Source organism: Mycobacterium gordonae (assembly GCF_002101675.1).
Taxonomy (GTDB): Bacteria; Actinomycetota; Actinomycetes; order Mycobacteriales; family Mycobacteriaceae; genus Mycobacterium; species Mycobacterium gordonae.
The window spans coordinates 99,761-115,589 of sequence record NZ_LQOY01000033.1 but is presented as its reverse complement, the minus strand read 5'-3'; the positions used below and the strand labels follow the sequence as shown (position 1 = coordinate 115,589).

The 15,829-nt window shown below is 65.7% G+C and carries 15 protein-coding genes; 9 read left to right on the top strand and 6 right to left on the bottom strand.

Annotated elements, in window-relative coordinates; genetic code table 11:
• The first annotated feature begins 232 nt into the window (after positions 1–232).
• Positions 233–976: a TetR/AcrR family transcriptional regulator gene (locus tag AWC08_RS06680; protein ID WP_142283440.1), complete on the top strand. Its 744-nt coding sequence runs from the start codon at positions 233–235 to the stop codon at positions 974–976.
• 131 nt (positions 977–1,107) lie between these two features.
• Positions 1,108–2,652, top strand: coding sequence for a flavin-containing monooxygenase (locus tag AWC08_RS06675; RefSeq protein ID WP_065135050.1), 1,545 nt, complete (start codon positions 1,108–1,110; stop codon positions 2,650–2,652).
• Here the strand turns inward: AWC08_RS06675 and AWC08_RS06670 are convergent.
• A complete protein-coding gene (locus AWC08_RS06670) occupies positions 2,649–3,542 on the bottom strand; it encodes an SDR family oxidoreductase (protein WP_065135062.1) in 894 nt (297 codons plus the stop codon). The genes AWC08_RS06675 and AWC08_RS06670 overlap by 4 nt on opposite strands.
• Positions 3,543–3,644: 102 nt before the next feature.
• Between AWC08_RS06670 and AWC08_RS06665 the strand changes: the two genes are divergently transcribed.
• The 3 genes from AWC08_RS06665 (at position 3,645) to nrdF (ending at position 6,575) form a co-directional block, all read left to right on the top strand.
• Entirely contained in the window at positions 3,645–4,235 is a 591-nt protein-coding gene (locus AWC08_RS06665; protein WP_082986472.1) for a TetR/AcrR family transcriptional regulator, read from the top strand.
• Positions 4,232–5,263 (top strand): YncE family protein, encoded by a 1,032-nt coding sequence (locus AWC08_RS06660; protein ID WP_082986469.1) that lies wholly within the window; start codon positions 4,232–4,234, stop codon positions 5,261–5,263. The genes AWC08_RS06665 and AWC08_RS06660 overlap by 4 nt, the downstream gene beginning before the upstream one ends.
• A gap of 337 nt (positions 5,264–5,600) precedes the next feature.
• Positions 5,601–6,575 (top strand): class 1b ribonucleoside-diphosphate reductase subunit beta, encoded by a 975-nt coding sequence (gene nrdF / locus AWC08_RS06655; protein WP_065135048.1) that lies wholly within the window; start codon positions 5,601–5,603, stop codon positions 6,573–6,575.
• A gap of 438 nt (positions 6,576–7,013) precedes the next feature.
• Here nrdF and AWC08_RS06650 read toward each other — a convergent pair whose 3' ends face one another.
• The 3 genes from AWC08_RS06650 to AWC08_RS06640 all read right to left on the bottom strand — a co-directional run bounded on the left by AWC08_RS06650 (position 7,014) and on the right by AWC08_RS06640 (position 8,887).
• Entirely contained in the window at positions 7,014–7,472 is a 459-nt protein-coding gene (locus AWC08_RS06650) for a hypothetical protein (protein WP_065135047.1), read from the bottom strand.
• A gap of 161 nt (positions 7,473–7,633) precedes the next feature.
• Positions 7,634–8,269, bottom strand: coding sequence for a cutinase family protein (locus AWC08_RS06645; RefSeq protein WP_065135046.1), 636 nt, complete (start codon positions 8,267–8,269; stop codon positions 7,634–7,636).
• Between the two features lie 54 nt (positions 8,270–8,323).
• The gene (locus AWC08_RS06640; protein WP_232008034.1) at positions 8,324–8,887 is read right to left on the bottom strand and encodes a restriction endonuclease; all 564 of its coding nucleotides are present in this window, start codon (positions 8,885–8,887) and stop codon (positions 8,324–8,326) included.
• A 139-nt stretch (positions 8,888–9,026) separates the two neighbouring features.
• Between AWC08_RS06640 and AWC08_RS06635 the strand changes: the two genes are divergently transcribed.
• The gene (locus tag AWC08_RS06635; RefSeq protein WP_069434631.1) at positions 9,027–9,437 is read left to right on the top strand and encodes a DUF3349 domain-containing protein; all 411 of its coding nucleotides are present in this window, start codon (positions 9,027–9,029) and stop codon (positions 9,435–9,437) included.
• Between the two features lie 3 nt (positions 9,438–9,440).
• On the opposite strand, the gene AWC08_RS06630 is transcribed toward AWC08_RS06635, so the two are convergent.
• Positions 9,441–10,481 (bottom strand): NAD(P)-dependent alcohol dehydrogenase, encoded by a 1,041-nt coding sequence (locus AWC08_RS06630; RefSeq protein WP_069434634.1) that lies wholly within the window; start codon positions 10,479–10,481, stop codon positions 9,441–9,443.
• A gap of 93 nt (positions 10,482–10,574) precedes the next feature.
• Positions 10,575–11,657: an iron-siderophore ABC transporter substrate-binding protein gene (locus AWC08_RS06625; protein WP_085087521.1), complete on the bottom strand. Its 1,083-nt coding sequence runs from the start codon at positions 11,655–11,657 to the stop codon at positions 10,575–10,577.
• 177 nt (positions 11,658–11,834) lie between these two features.
• Here AWC08_RS06625 and ctaD point away from each other — a divergent pair, with 177 nt between their 5' ends.
• The 3 genes from ctaD (at position 11,835) to AWC08_RS06610 (ending at position 15,798) form a co-directional block, all read left to right on the top strand.
• Entirely contained in the window at positions 11,835–13,580 is a 1,746-nt protein-coding gene (gene ctaD / locus AWC08_RS06620) for an aa3-type cytochrome oxidase subunit I (RefSeq protein ID WP_065135060.1), read from the top strand.
• Positions 13,581–13,587: 7 nt separating this feature from the next.
• Positions 13,588–14,835 (top strand): phosphoserine phosphatase SerB, encoded by a 1,248-nt coding sequence (gene serB / locus AWC08_RS06615; RefSeq protein WP_069435488.1) that lies wholly within the window; start codon positions 13,588–13,590, stop codon positions 14,833–14,835.
• Between the two features lie 120 nt (positions 14,836–14,955).
• On the top strand, positions 14,956–15,798 hold the full coding sequence (locus AWC08_RS06610; protein WP_069435489.1) for an ABC transporter ATP-binding protein: 843 nt from the start codon (positions 14,956–14,958) through the stop codon (positions 15,796–15,798).
• Positions 15,799–15,829 lie beyond the last annotated feature (31 nt).

Here is a 15,829-nt window from a genome sequence, read left to right as displayed (position 1 = left end):
CCAGCGGCTCGATGATCAGCGTCCCGCCGACCAGACCTCAAACCCGTCAACGCCACACCGACCGACTCCCATTAGTCGTGCGGCGCGCCTACGGGTCCCAAAATGGCAGGAGCGAGAGTGACGGGTCTATTTGAACTTTTGACATGTCATTCGCGCTTAGGTTCACGCGCGACCGAGCATCAAACCAGCGGTCTGCGCAGGTCAGCGGCTCCCAAGCGGTAAGGTGCTTGTCGTGGTGAGAATGCCTCGACCCGCTTTACCCCACCCGAGCGCCAAGCCCGGTGTGAAAGTCGACGCGCGCAGCGAGCGTTGGCGTGAGCACCGCAAGAAAGTGCGCGCCGAAATCGTCGACGCGGCCTTCCGTGCCATCGACCGGTTGGGGCCCGAGTTGAGCGTGCGGGAGATCGCCGAAGAGGCCGGCACCGCCAAGCCCAAGATCTACCGGCATTTCACCGACAAGTCCGACCTTTTCCTGGCCATCGGGGAACGGCTGCGCGACATGCTGTGGGCGGCGATCTTCCCGTCCATCAATCTGGCCACCGATTCCGCCCGCCAGGTCATCCACCGCGCCGTCGAAGAGTTCGTCACCCTCCTTGACCAGCACCCCAACGTCATGCGGGTGTTCATCCAGGGCAGCTCCAGCGCCCAGTCCAAGGCCACGGTTCGGACCCTGAACGAAGGCCGCGAAATTACCCTGACCATCGCCGATATGTTCAACAACGAGCTGCGCGACATGGAACTCGACGCCGCCGCTCTGGAACTGGCCGCGTTCTCGGCGTTCGGGTGCGCCGCGTCGGCCACCGAATGGTGGTTGGGCCCGGAACCGGACAGCCCGCGGTCGATGACCCGTGAACAGTTCGTCAGCCAGCTGACCACCATCATGATGGGCGTCATCGTCGGTACCGCCGAAACCCTGGGCATCATCATGGACCCCGACAAGCCCATCCACGATGCGCTGCCGGCTGCGGCACGGTGAGCTGCGCCGCAGCAACGTTGACATCACCGGAACGATCGACAACACTCGGATATATCCGATACCCCGGGTACTGGGTATCTGCCCATAAGCGGCGCACCCGCCCGTAGCGGCCACAACAGGAAAGATTCACCATGACCGACGTCGTGACCTCGGCTACCGACGCAGCCGAGAAACCGCAGTCCCAGCCGATTCGCACCCGCACCCTGATCATCGGTACCGGGTTCTCCGGCCTGGGTATGGCGATCGCGCTGCAGAAAGCGGGCGTCGATTTCCTCATCCTGGAGAAGGCCGACGACATCGGCGGCACCTGGCGCGACAACAGCTACCCCGGCTGCGCGTGCGACATCCCGTCGCACCTTTATTCGTTCTCCTTCGAGCCCAAGCCGGACTGGAAGAACCCGTTCTCCTTTCAGCCCGAGATCTGGGACTACCTCAAGGGCGTCACCGAGAAGTACGGGTTGCGCCGCTACATCACCTTCAACGCGCTGGTCGATCGCGCCTACTGGGACGACGAGGAGTACCGCTGGCACGTGTTCACCGTCGACGGGCGTGAGTACGTCGCCCAGTTCCTCGTCTCGGGGGCCGGCGCTTTGCACATCCCCTCCTTCCCCGACATCGAGGGCCGTGACGAATTCCTCGGCGCCGCTTTCCATTCCGCCGAGTGGGACCACAGCGTCGACCTGACCGGAAAGCGGGTGGCGATCATCGGCACCGGCGCCAGCGCGATTCAGATCGTGCCGGAGATCGTCGAGCAGGTCGCCGAACTGCAGCTGTACCAGCGCACCCCGCCCTGGGTAGTGCCGCGGTCCAACCCCGAGATTCCGCGTGGCCTGCGCAGCGCCATGGAGAACGTGCCCGGATTGCGTGCGCTGGCGCGACTGGGTATCTACTGGAGCCAGGAGGCGCTGGCCTACGGCATGACCAAGCGCCCCAATGCGCTGAAATTCATTGAGGCGTACTGCAAGTGGAACATCCGGCGATCGGTCAAGGACCGGGAGCTGCGGCGCAAGCTGACGCCGAAGTACCGGATCGGCTGTAAGCGAATCCTGAACTCATCCACGTACTATCGCGCCGTCGCGCACCCCAGGACCGAGCTGATCACCGAGGGCATCACCCGCATCACCCCGTCGGGCATCGTCACCGCCGACGGACGCGAGCGTGCGGTGGATGTGATCGTGTACGCCACCGGCTTCCACGTCACCGACTCCTACACCTACGTCCAGATCAAGGGCCAGCAGGGCGAAGACCTGGTGGACCGGTGGAACCGTGAGGGCATCGGCGCGCACCGCGGCATCACCGTCGCCGACGTGCCGAACCTGTTCTTCCTGCTCGGCCCCAACACTGGATTGGGCCACAACTCGGTGGTCTTCATGATCGAGTCGCAGATCCGTTACGTGGCCGATGCGATCGCCAAGTGCGACAAGATGGGCGCCCAGGCGCTGGCGCCCACCCGCGAAGCGCAGGACCGCTTCAACAACGAGCTGCAGGAGAAGTTGTCCGGCTCGGTGTGGAACAGCGGTGGTTGCAGCAGCTGGTACCTCGACGAACACGGTAAGAACACCGTGTTGTGGGGCGGCTATACCTGGCAGTACTGGATGGCCACTCGATCGGTGAAGCCCGAGGAGTACCAGTTCCTGGGCGTCGGCAAGCGGGCCGGCAAGAAGGTCGCCGTCTAGACCTGAACTGCGCCAACCGAAGTCGACTTGCCGGTGAATGACCGGAGATTGCGGCGGACGATGCGGTCCAGCACGCGGTCGGGTACGAGGCGGCTGATCCGCACCAGGATCGCCGCGTCCCGTCCGATGGTGTAGCGGGTGCGGGGACGACTCGCGGTCGCGGCCTTGGCGATGACGCGGGCGGCGTGTTCGGCCGGTACGCCCACGTCAAGAAACGATCGCGCTTGCGCGGTCACGGCAGTATTGAGGTCGCCGTAGCGCGCCAGTTGCGCCGCGCTCATGTCCGCTATCAGTTCCTGCGCCGTTGCGATCCCCCGCTCCGGCATCGCTGTCTTGACCGCGCCGGGTTCGACGACCACCACCTTGACGCCCAGATCAGCGACCTCGCGCCGCAAGGCGTCGCTGGCGGCTTCCAGGGCGAACTTGGAACCCGCATATGCGCCGTAGGTCGGCAGCACAACTTTCCCGCCGACGGAGCTGATGTTCACGACGGTCCCCGAGCTTCGTATGAGTGCCGGCAGCAGCGCCTGGATGATGGCGATGTGCCCGAACAGGTTGACCTCGAACTGCCGGCGCCACTGTGCGATCGGCAGCGTCTCGACCGGTGAGTTGATCGCGATCCCGGCGTTGTTGATCAGTGCACGCAGCGGGCGCCGGTCGCGGGCGACGCGGTCGGCGATGGCGGTTACGTCGGAGTCGACGGTGATGTCGAGAATCTGCGGCTCGATCCCGTCCGCGCGCAGCGCGTCTGCGTCGGCCTGGCGTCGCACTCCGGCGAGCACGTGAAAACCTCGGTGCGCCAGTTCTTTGGCGGTCGCAGCGCCCATGCCGGTCGAAGCGCCGGTCACCACGACCAGCTCGTTGGGGTGAACGCTTTGGGACGAAGTCATGGTGATCTCCAGGTGCACTGAGAGCTTAAGTTGACGCTGTCATCTCAAACTAGCACTTCGGTTGACGTTGTCAACTCAACAGGGCGGCTTATGCTCGGCGTCGTGACGACTCGAGCGGAAAGTGCCGCGGCGACGCGCCGGTCGCTGCTCGAGGCGGCGGGTGTCCTGCTCGACATCGGGGGAGTCGAGGCAGTGACGCTGCGCGAGGTTGGCGCCCGTAGCGGCGTCTCGCGGTCGGCGGCGTATCGGCACTTCGCCGACAAGGAGTCACTGCTCGCGGTGCTGGCGACCAACGCGCTCAACGAGCTCGGTGACCAACTCGAAGAGTTGGCTGCCGGCGACGCGCCCAAGGAGGCGCTGCGATCCGCGCTGCTTTCGCTGATCGCGCTTGGTCGCAGCCGGCCGTATCTGTATCGACTGATCTTCGCGACGCCGCCGGCTGACCTGATGGCCGCGGCGCAGGCGGGTGAACGCACGCAGCGTCTGTTTCTCGACCTGGTCGGCCGGATCACCGGCGCGAAAGAGGCCAGACGTTACGGAGCGCTGTTGTTGGCCAGCGCGCACGGCGTCACCGGGCTGGATCTGAGCGGACATCTGGATCTGAACAAGTGGCACACCGACGCCGAGGAACTGGTCGACACGATGATCGGCATGTTGCCGGCAGTGACCACCCGCGCGCCCGGAGACCCATGAGCCGGCGGCTGTGCGGCATTGCGGTGACAGCGCTGCTGATCACCGGGTGCGGTCAACCCGGCGGCCCGCCGCAGTCAGTGCCCACCGAGGGCACTCGGCCACCGGCCGCCGGACTGCCGTCGGCCGCTGAACCACGGCAAGCGCCGCCACCCGTTGCGGCCGCCGCAGGCCGGACCGTTCCGGTGGGACGGTCACCCGAAGGCGTCGCCGTCGACGCTCAAACCCGGACCGTCGCCGTCGCCACTCGCGACCCCGACGAAGTGGTGCTGCTCAACGCCGACACCGGCGCCGTCACCGGCCGGGTCCCGCTGCCCGGAACGGTCCGCCACCTGCAACTCGCGGCTCCCGGTGGGCCGGTGCTGGTTCCAGTCGAAACAGCCGACGTGCTGATCCGGGTCGACTTGCCGCAGGGCAGGCCCCAGCCGGCCGTTCACACCGGCGCCCATCCGCACGACGCCGCCGCGGCGGCCAACGGCACGGTCTTCGTCGCCAACGAACACGGCGCAACGGTGGCCGTGCTGCGCGGCGATCAGATCGTCAAAGTCTTCACCGACAGTGTGCAGCCGGCCGGAACGGCGCCGGTGGGGACGTCGATGGGAGTGCTGGACGTGCGCAAGAACGACCTGACCGTGTACGACGCCGAGCGACTGACCATCGTCGGCTCGACGCCGGCCGGGGCGGGGCCGACCCATCTGGTCGCCGACCGGCACGGGCGGATGATCGCCGCCGACACCCGCGGTGACGCGGTGCGGGTGTTCACGCCACTGCCGGTGCCACGGGAGGTGGCCACCGTGGCGCAGCCGGGCGGGCCGTACGGCATCGCCTACGACGGGGTCCGTGACCGACTCTGGGTGGCGTCCTCCGGAACCAACGAAGTCGTCGGCTACGACATGACCGACGCGAAACCACGTGAGGTGCAACGGTTCCCGACGGTGCAGAATCCCTACACCGTCGGCGTCGATGCGGACACCGGACGGTTGTTCGTCGCCGGGGTGACCGGTGGCGTCGTCCAGATCATCGAGCCCTGACCGTGCGCGCCGGCATCTCGCTGGAGATGCAGCAGCGCGCACGGCTGCGGGGATTTCGGGGAGCAGCCCGGCGTGCCGGCCGGATCGAGGGACATGATCTGGCGGCGCACCTTGGGTTGCGGCACGGGATGCGCTCGCCGGCTAAGGCGCTGCTTTCGGCCGCCCAGTGGCGGCGCAGGTCGAGGTGACCGCGGCGTCGCGTCGCGCCCATGGCGACACGCCACAAAACACAACTTGTTGTGTTGCACCGGCTTGTCGGACCCCAGGGGTAGTGTTTGAAGCCTAAGCACGTCCGGCGCTGCCGGCAGCCAAATCGGCCTGGTGAAGTGGGGTTTCGGTGAGTGGAAATGCAAAGCTGATCGACCGCGTTTCGGCGATCAACTGGAACCGTCTGCAAGACGACAAAGACGCAGAGGTCTGGGACCGGTTGACCGGCAACTTCTGGCTGCCCGAGAAGGTGCCGGTGTCCAACGACATCCCGTCCTGGGGCACGCTCAAACCAAGCGAGAAGCAGTTGACGATGCGCGTCTTCACCGGCCTGACGATGCTGGACACCATCCAGGGCACCGTCGGAGCGGTCAGCCTGATCCCCGACGCGCTGACCCCGCATGAGGAGGCGGTGTACACCAACATCGCGTTCATGGAGTCGGTGCACGCCAAGAGCTACAGCCAGATCTTCTCCACGCTGTGCTCCACCGCCGAGATCGACGACGCGTTCCGCTGGTCGGAGGAGAACCCCAACCTGCAGCGCAAGGCCGAGATCGTGCTGGAGTACTACCGCGGCGACGAGCCGCTCAAGCGCAAGGTGGCATCGACGCTGCTGGAGAGCTTCCTGTTCTACTCCGGCTTCTACCTGCCGATGTACTGGTCGAGCCGGGCCAAGCTGACCAACACCGCCGACATGATCCGGCTGATCATCCGCGACGAGGCCGTGCACGGGTACTACATCGGCTACAAGTACCAGCGCGGCCTGGCTCTGGAGGACGAGGCCAAGCGCGCCGAGCTCAAGGACTACACCTACGAGCTGCTGTTCGAGCTGTACGACAACGAGGTTGAGTACACCCAGGACCTCTATGACGAGGTGGGGCTCACCGAGGACGTCAAGAAGTTCCTGCGCTACAACGCCAATAAGGCGCTGATGAACCTGGGCTACGAGGCGTTGTTCCCACGCGACGAGACCGACGTCAACCCGGCGATCCTGTCGGCGCTGTCGCCGAACGCCGACGAGAACCACGACTTCTTCTCGGGGTCGGGCTCTAGCTATGTGATCGGCAAGGCCGTGGTCACCGAGGACGAGGACTGGGACTTCTAACGTCGCGGTTGAGGTCCATCACCGACAACGCGTACCGGCGGTGTTAGGGGTGAAAGCTGGTCGACCTGGACAGGGGCCACGCGGCCTACCCCCTAGCAATAGCTGTCCATGTCAGGGATCTCTGCAGAGGACTTGCGCGACGCCTCAACGCGCCAGGCGTCCCGCGTGTCCTACTGCGCATGGCGTGCGGTCATCAGCGCTGACAACAGGTGAAACTTGCGGCAACGCCGTAACAGATCAGGGTGACACTCAACCGCTACTCCGCGATCGTGACAGGTGTGCAACGATCTTGCGCCAGGTGCTGAACGGTCTTCCACGGGCGTGCCGACGCGAAGTGCAAGTTCTTAAACGCGCTCGACTTCCGGAAACGCTGTCTCCTGGTGCTGCACGTCTGACACGGTCCGACTTGTCAGATGAAATATCAGCATTTGAGCTCTGTCACTCGTTGATCTCCCAGTATTTTTCTGCATCGGATTCTATATATTTTTTAAGGACATCTTCAAGCGATGTGAATAAGTACCAGTTCTCCCGAGAATATGACCCCGCCGATATCAGTACTTTATCGTTATCATCGACTATCAGCATGTCCGTGTCGCCAGTGAACTCGCCGACTACCCAGTCGGATTCTGTCACGTCGTAACCAACTTGCGCGCGATGGCGCGACACTTTTGTTGCCTCGTCTGGGTCGTTTAAGGTCAGCCCACAAATGCCAAACTGTAGGTCGCGCATGAGAACTCCGCCCGAGGTTCGTTGCCAGAGCCCTCGCGCTTGGAGTGGGGCATCGATGGGGATCTCCATGTCAGTCAGGCCATCGCGGAGGCGACACGTCAGTACTACTCCCTCCATATTCGGGGCGTCGATGACCATGTCACGATAATCTTCCAAAAATTCAAACATTAGTATCCGGTCGCCTCTGTATTGACGGGTCAATGTTATTCAAAATTCCTCCACCAGGGACTTCTAGAGCTACTGGCGCGTCGGCATAGGCACAGACTGCGCTTTCGCTTGCCCAAACCGGCTCTTCGGAGTTGGTGGGGTGCCGGGGTCCGGCCGAAGAGCTAGAGACGACTGGCCGCGAACGCCGCGGCCTGGTTGGTCATGCCGGTTTGAACATATGCCACGTGCGCGTTCCCATTGCGGCCCTCGGAGCAGATCGGGTCGTCGGGCACGCAGAGGTTAATCGTCTTGGAACCGTAGAGCGGGCTGATCGTCGGGAGCTGGCCGCCACCTAATCTCCTCGAAAATGCGCTCTGCGGATTGCCGAAGACGGCGACCGCGGCGACATGATCGACCACCGTCGCCAGGTCGTTGGTGGCCATATCGATGACGCCCGCACCCTGCGAATATCCTCCGAGGACCATTCTCGTGTTGGGGCAGCTCGCGGCCATGGATTGCACATGGGCCCGCGTATCGTTCGCGCCGGCCGCCGAACTGCTGGCGAACGCATTGGTGGCCGGGTAGTTGACCGGATAGACCCCCACCGATCGCCCACCAGCCTGCGACCGAAGCGAATCGATGAATGACTGCCCGACACCGCCGACGCCGGGAGGTTCATTGGTGCCGCGGGCGAAGGTCACCTCGACATCGGGGCAGGCGGCGGCTGCCGCGTAAGGCGCCGTGACGAGCCCGCCGGCCAGCGCCGACGTCAGGACCACTGCCACCCCAAAGATGCGAGCGAGGTTGGGTGCGCTCATCACTCGATGCTGACACAGCGGGCTATGGACGAGCTGTGATTCGCTCAGGGGCTGTCAGGCGAGTCGACCGGCAGGCTGCGGCACCCAGGTCTGCAGAACCTTCCGGCCGATCAACTGGCAGCCGTGGGTCCGTGCCAATTGCCTTGCGGCAGTAGTGAATTCCTGGTTACTGACGACGATGCTGCGGGTGCAGCCGTGGTGGCGGGCGCCGGCCACCACCTCTTGCACGGCCGCGACGCCGACCGGCTTGCCATAGCGTTTGCACTGCACCGCCACATAGCGGCCGTCCTTCTCGGCTATGAGATCGACGCCGTAGTCACCCACCGGCGGGGTGAACGTGACCTGCCACCCCGCGCGGGTGAGGCGTTCGGCGATATAGCTCTCGAACTCGACACCGTCCATCGCGTCGATCTCGCGCAGACCCGTGACGCGGCCCGCGCGGCGCGGCCACTTCCGGTTGGCGACCCACCCGATCAGGACCACGCACACCAGGGCCAGGTAGAACGCCAGAACGGCAGCCGCCACGCTGTGCTCGATGACGCCGGCAGCCACCGCGACGATCAATGGAATGGCGAGCAGGGCTGCTGTCATACCTGCGGCATCGGGGGGGCTGTCCACACGAGCCGATGATAAAGGCGGACGACGACAAGCCGGGCAGCTCGCACCACGTGTGCGCGCCGTGAACGAAGCATGAATTGTCTGCTCAGCACGCCTTCGCAAGTGGCGTCGTCGGTGTCGCTTTCGGGACACTGGGCGGGTGACGAAAGACCATTCCGACCACGCCCACCCTCACTTCTTTCGCTCGGTGATCCGTTGGCTGCAGGCAGGCTACCCGGAAGGCGTGCCCGGGCCCGATCGCGTCCCGCTGTTCGCGCTGTTACGCAGCACGCCGCTCACCTCCGACCAGCTCAAGGAAGTCATCGACAACCTCACGGCGAAGGGGTCGCCCGCCGCGGCTGACGGCGTGATCGACGGCAACGAAATCGCCGGGCAGATCGCCGAATTGACCCACCGCGATCCCGGTCCGGAAAACGTGCGGCGGGTTGCCGCCACGCTCGCGGCCGCCGGGTGGCCGCTGGCGGGCATCGACGTCAGCGAACTGATCCCGGGCGACGAGGACGGCGAAGCGGCCGAAGAGGTGGCGGCGCGGCTACGCGCCGGCCTCTGACGCCTACAGCGTCGAGATGTCGATGACGAACCGGTAGCGCACGTCGCTGGCCAGCACCCGCTCGTACGCCTCGTTGACGTAATCGGCTGAGATGACCTCGATTTCAGGGGTCACGTGGTGTTCGGCGCAGAAGTCGAGCATCTCCTGGGTCTCGGCGATGCCGCCGATGTTCGAACCGGACAGGCTGCGCCGCGCCGCGGCCAATGCGAATGCATGCACTTCCATGGGGTGCTCGGGGATGCCGAGTTCGACCATGGTGCCGTCGACGTCGAGCAGGTTCATGTACTGGCCGAGGTTCAGGTTCGCCGAGACCGTGTTGAGGATCAGGTCGAAGCTGCCGCGCAGCTTCTTGAAGGTGTCCGGGTCGGCGGTTGCGTAGTAATTGCTTGCGCCCAAACGCAATCCGTCTTCCATCTTCTTCAGTGATTGCGACAGCACGCTCACCTGGCAGCCCATCGCCGCGCCCAGCTTGACGCCCATGTGGCCCAGGCCGCCCAGGCCGACGATGGCCAGGCGGGTGTCCTGGCCGGCCTTCCAGTGCCGCAGCGGGGAGAACAGGGTGATGCCGGCGCACAGCAGAGGCGCAGCGGCGTCCAGCGGCAGCGAGTCGGGGATGTGCACGACGAAGTTCTCGTCCACCACGACCGCCTGGCTGTAGCCGCCCTGGGTCGGGGTGCCGTCCTTGTCGGTGGAGTTGTACGTGAAGGTGGCCCCCTTCTTGCAGTACTGCTCGAGCCCGGCCTTACAGCTGCTGCACTGGCCGCACGAGTTCACCATGCAGCCGACGCCCACGTGGTCGCCGACCTTGTGCTTGGTCACCTCGGAGCCGACTGCGGTGACGACGCCGGCGATCTCGTGGCCGGGCACCACCGGATAGTTCGGGACGCCCCATTCGGCTTTGACGGTGTGGATGTCGGAGTGGCAGATTCCGGCGAACTTGATGTCGATGGCCACGTCGTGCGGGCCGGGTTCGCGGCGTTCGATAGTGGTCTTGGTCAGCGGTTCGGTGGCCGACGTGGCGGCGTACGCGGAAACGGTGCTCATCATCATCCTCTGCGATCTGGTCTACGCTCGTAATAAAGGTTAGCTAAGTTAACGGTCTGCGCGCCAATTGCGGTGGCGTTGCGCTGGTCACTCTCAGTTGATGGGGGCGTTGACCCAACGCAGATCATCAACGATGCCGCGGGCGGCGATCATTCCCTGACCGGTCTGCCAGATCTCGTCGTTGACGACGAAGATCCGGTTGTCGCGGTTGGCGCCGAGCCGGCGCCAGGGCGCGCTGTCCAGAACGGTGGCCGCACGGTCGGCGGCCGCGGGGGAGGCGCAGGACACATAGATGATGTCGGCGTCGGCCGCAGAGAAGTCGGGATTCCTGCTCAGGTCGGTGTCGGTGGCGCCGAATTCGAGGTAGGGCTTGTCGGTGAACCGCTGCGCCGCGGGGCGGTCCACACCGACCGCCGCCAGGACGCTGGCAGGGAAGTTGTTGGCACCGTAAACGCGCAGCGCGCTGGTGGTCAGCTGCACCACCGACACCTGAAAATGGGGCGCGTCGTGCTTGGCGCCGACATCGGTGGCGCGCTGGCGGAAACTCCTGATCAACGCCTCGGCCGCGGCGCCGCGGGCGGTCGCGGCGCCGACACCGCGCAGGTTGTCCTCCCACGCCGCACCCGGGGCCGCGGTGAACACCGTCGGGGCGATCGCCGCCAGCCGCGGATACAACGTCGGCGTCCGGGCCACCGACCCCAGAATCAGGTCCGGGTGGGCTGCGGCAATGGCGTTGAGATCCGGCGCGTCACGCGGACCGGCACCGGGCACGTCGTGAATCACCTTGCCCAGGTAGGACGGCTGCGTCGAGGAACCGTCCGGCAGTGCCGCGGCGATCACCCGGGATTGCAGGCCCAGTGCACACAGCGAGTCCAGTTGATCTCCGGACAGCACCACGATGCGCTGGGGATCGGCCGGCACCTGCGCTTCGCCGGGCACGACACCCGCGGCGTTGCGGGCCGGGGGAGGCGGACCGGGGTCCGGTGCGGCGGCGTCGCGCGCACATGAGTCGTCGGGTTTGCGGTCGTTGCCCAGCACCCCGGCGCCCGCGATCTGGGTGGTCGGCGTGACGATCGACGACGTCGCGGCCGGCTTGTCCGAACCGCACGCGGAGGTCAGGACCAGCGCGACGGCCGCCACGGCGCCCAGACTGGTTCGGATGCCGCCGGATTGCACGGGTCCGACGGTAACATCCGGCCTGTTCAGACCCCGCCGAACAGGCGGTCGGCGGGCGCGTGCCGAACGAAATACGACAGTTTGTAGGACCAGGCCTACCGGCAGGCCGAACGCGGGCTAAGATTCCACTCAGCACTGCATGTGCGCCCCTGTCCGGATGGATGTTTGGAGGATCTGTTGACAGCCGAAGCGCCCCCACGGGGAGAACTCGAGGCAGTCCGTCCCTACCCGGCTCGCACCGGTCCCAAGGGCAACCTGGTCTACAAGCTGATAACCACGACCGATCACAAGCTGATCGGCGTCATGTACTGCGTCACCTGCTTCATGTTCTTCTTCATCGGCGGCCTGTTGGCGCTGTTGATGAGAACCGAGCTGGCGGTGCCGGGGCTGCAGTTCTTGTCGAACGAGCAGTACAACCAGTTGTTCACCATGCACGGCGGCATCATGCTGCTGTTCTACGCGACACCGATCGTGTTCGGTTTTGCCAACCTGGTGCTGCCGCTGCAGATCGGTGCGCCCGACGTGGCGTTCCCGCGGTTGAACGCCTTCTCGTTCTGGCTGTTCCTGTTCGGCGGCCTGATCGTGGCGGCCGGGTTCATCACCCCGGGCGGGGCGGCCGACTTCGGCTGGACCTTCTACACCCCGCTCAGTGACGCGGTCCACACGCCCGGCGCCGGCGGTGACCTGTGGATCATGGGCATCATCGTCGCCGGCCTGGGGACCATCCTCGGCGCGGTCAACATGATCACCACTGTGGTGTGCATGCGTGCGCCCGGCATGACGATGTTCCGGATGCCCATCTTCACCTGGAACATCCTGGTGACGTCGGTGCTGGTGCTGATCGCGTTCCCGCTGCTGACCGCCGCCCTGTTCGGCCTTGCGGCCGACCGCCACCTGGGCGCCCACATCTACGATCCGGCCAACGGTGGGGTGCTGCTGTTCCAGCACCTGTTCTGGTTCTTCGGCCACCCGGAGGTCTACATCCTCGCGCTGCCGTTCTTCGGCGTCGTCTCGGAGATCTTCCCGGTGTTCTCGCGTAAGCCGATCTTCGGCTACACCACGCTGGTCTACGCGACGCTGTCGATCGCCGCGCTGTCAGTGGCCGTCTGGGCGCACCACATGTTCGCCACCGGCGCCGTGCTGCTTCCCTTCTTCTCGTTCATGACCTTCCTGATCGCGGTTCCGACCGGCATCAAGTTCTTCAACTGGGTGGGCACGATGTGGAAGGGCCAGTTGACCTTCGAGACGCCGATGCTGTTTTCGGTCGGTTTCGCCGTGACGTTCCTGCTCGGTGGTCTCAGTGGTGTGCTGTTGGCCAGCCCGCCGCTGGACTTCCACGTCACCGACAGCTACTTCGTGATCGCGCACTTCCACTATGTGCTGTTCGGCACCATCGTGTTCTCGACCTACGCGGGCATCTACTTCTGGTTCCCGAAGATGACGGGCCGGCTGCTCGACGAGCGGCTGGGCAAGTTGCACTTTTGGCTGACGTTCATCGGGTTCCACACCACGTTCCTGGTGCAGCACTGGGTGGGCGACCAAGGCATGCCGCGCCGCTACGCGGACTACCTCCCGACCGACAACTTCACCACCCTGAACATCATCTCCACCGTGGGTGCCTACATCCTGGGAGTGTCGATGTTGCCGTTCGTCTGGAACGTCTTCAAGAGCTGGCGCTACGGCGAGGTGGTGACCGTCGACGACCCGTGGGGTTACGGAAACTCGCTGGAGTGGGCGACCAGCTGCCCGCCGCCGCGGCACAACTTCACCGAGCTGCCCCGGATCCGTTCGGAGCGTCCGGCTTTCGAGCTGCACTATCCGCACATGGTCGAGCGGCTACGTGCCGAAGCCCATGTCGGGCGCAGCCACGGTCCCTCCGACGGCGATGTCACCAGAGCGGACGACGTCAGCGTTCGTACCTGATGATCGGGTGAGTAACTCACCCAGGGTGTCGGTGCTGATCACCGTCAGCGGCGTCGACCAGCCCGGTGTGACCTCGGCGCTCTTCGGCGTCCTCGCCCGGCACAAGGTCGAGCTGCTCAACGTCGAACAGGTCGTGATTCGTCGGCGATTGACGCTCGGCGTGCTGGTGTCCTGCCCATTGGACCCCGCCAGTGGCGACCTCGAGGGTGCCGCATTGCGTGCGGACGTCGAAGCCGCCATCCGCGACGTCGGCCTGGACGTCACGATCGAGCGCAGTGACGACCTGCCGATCATCCGGGAACCGTCGACCCACACCATCTTCGTGCTCGGCCGCCCGATCACCGCCGGTGCCTTCGGCGCCGTTGCCAAGGAAGTCGCCGACCTGGGCGTCAACATCGACTTCATTCGCGGCGTCTCCGACTACCCGGTCACCGGTCTGGAGCTGCGCGTTTCGGTGCCGCCAGGAGCGTACGGCCCGCTGCAGACCGCGCTGACCAAGGTGGCCGCCGACGAGCAAGTGGATGTGGCGCTCGAGGATTATGGTCTGGCCTGGCGCACCAAACGGCTCATCGTGTTCGACGTGGATTCGACGCTGGTCCAGGGTGAGGTCATCGAGATGCTGGCGGCGCGCGCCGGCGCCGAGGGCAAAGTCGCGGCGATCACCGAGGCCGCGATGCGCGGTGAACTGGATTTCGCGGAGTCCCTGGAGCAGCGGGTAGCCACGCTGGCTGGCCTGCCCGCTTCGGTGATCGACGACGTCGCCGAGCAGCTGGAGCTGATGCCGGGGGCCCGGACCACGCTACGCACGTTGCAGCGCTTGGGTTTTCGCTGCGGCGTGGTATCCGGCGGATTCCGGCGCATCATCGAGCCGCTGGCCGAGGAACTCAAGCTCGACTTCGTGGCCGCCAACGAGTTGGAGATCGTCGACGGCACGCTGACCGGGCGGGTGGTGGGGACGATCGTCGACCGGGCCGGCAAAGCCACCGCGCTGCGCGCGTTCGCCGAGCAGTACGGCGTGCCGATGGAGCAGACGGTGGCGGTCGGTGACGGCGCCAACGACATCGACATGCTTGCTGCGGCAGGCATGGGCATCGCCTTCAACGCCAAGCCCGCGTTGCGCGAGGTGGCCGACGCGTCGCTGAGCCACCCGTACCTGGACACGGTGCTGTTTCTGTTGGGGGTGACGCGCGGCGAGATCGAAGCCGCCGACGCGGTGGACGGCGTGGTGCGCCGGGTCGAGATTCCTGCCGAATAGAGCTTGGCGAGCAGACGCAAAGTCCCCTTGGAGCGCTAGCTCCACGGGGCTTTTGCGTCTGCTCGCCAGGGAAGGCGACCCGGCAGTCCAAGCGGGTACGCGGTACGGCACGATGGGCGGGTGCCTGAACCCGGCTCTCTCGAGGCCGATCCCGACCTGCTGATCGACTTCAGAAATGTGTCGCTGCGCCGCGGTGGTCGCACCCTGGTGGGGCCGCTGGACTGGGCCGTCGAACTCGACGAACGCTGGGTGATCATCGGCCCCAACGGCGCCGGCAAGACGTCGCTGCTGCGCATCGCGGCGGCCTCCGAACACCCCAGCAGCGGCACCGCATTCGTGCTGGGGGAGCGACTCGGCCGGGTCGACGTCAGCGAGCTGCGGTCCCGGATCGGCCTGAGCTCATCTTCGCTGGCTCAGCGCATCCCGTCCGACGAAGTGGTGCGCGATCTGGTCGTCTCGGCCGGCTATTCGGTGCTGGGCCGCTGGCGCGAGCAGTACGAGGACGTCGACTACCAGCGCGCCGTCGACATGCTGGAAAGCCTGGGTGCCGAGCACTTGGCCGACCGCACCTATGGCACGTTGTCCGAAGGCGAACGCAAACGGGTGCTGATCGCCCGCGCGTTGATGACCGACCCCGAGCTGCTGCTGCTCGACGAGCCCGCCGCGGGCCTGGACCTGGGCGGCCGCGAGGAACTGGTGGCCAGGCTGGCCGATCTGGCCGCCGACCCCGACGCGCCGGCCCTGGTGCTGGTCACTCACCACGTCGAGGAGGTGCCGCCCGGTTTCAGCCACTGCCTGCTGCTCTCCGAGGGTGAAGTGGTCGCATCGGGCCTGCTGCCCGACGTGCTGACCGCCGAGAATCTCTCCACCGCGTTCGGGCAGCGGATCGCCCTGGATGTGGTTGACGGCCGCTATTTCGCCCGGCGGGTCCGCACCCGCGCAGCTCACCGGAGGCGCCCGTGAACGAGCCACACGTGCCGCTCCCGGCACGCCC

Bases quoted from the DNA above. Each gene is read 5' to 3' on its own strand.
- AWC08_RS06675 (WP_065135050.1), top strand. From the start codon at position 1,108: ATGACCGACGTCGTGACCTCGGCTACCGACGCAGCCGAGAAACCGCAG.
- AWC08_RS06670 (WP_065135062.1), bottom strand. From the start codon at position 3,542: ATGACTTCGTCCCAAAGCGTTCACCCCAACGAGCTGGTCGTGGTGACC.
- AWC08_RS06660 (WP_082986469.1), top strand. From the start codon at position 4,232: ATGAGCCGGCGGCTGTGCGGCATTGCGGTGACAGCGCTGCTGATCACC.
- AWC08_RS06650 (WP_065135047.1), bottom strand. From the start codon at position 7,472: ATGTTTGAATTTTTGGAAGATTATCGTGACATGGTCATCGACGCCCCG.
- AWC08_RS06645 (WP_065135046.1), bottom strand. From the start codon at position 8,269: ATGAGCGCACCCAACCTCGCTCGCATCTTTGGGGTGGCAGTGGTCCTG.
- AWC08_RS06630 (WP_069434634.1), bottom strand. From the start codon at position 10,481: ATGAGCACCGTTTCCGCGTACGCCGCCACGTCGGCCACCGAACCGCTG.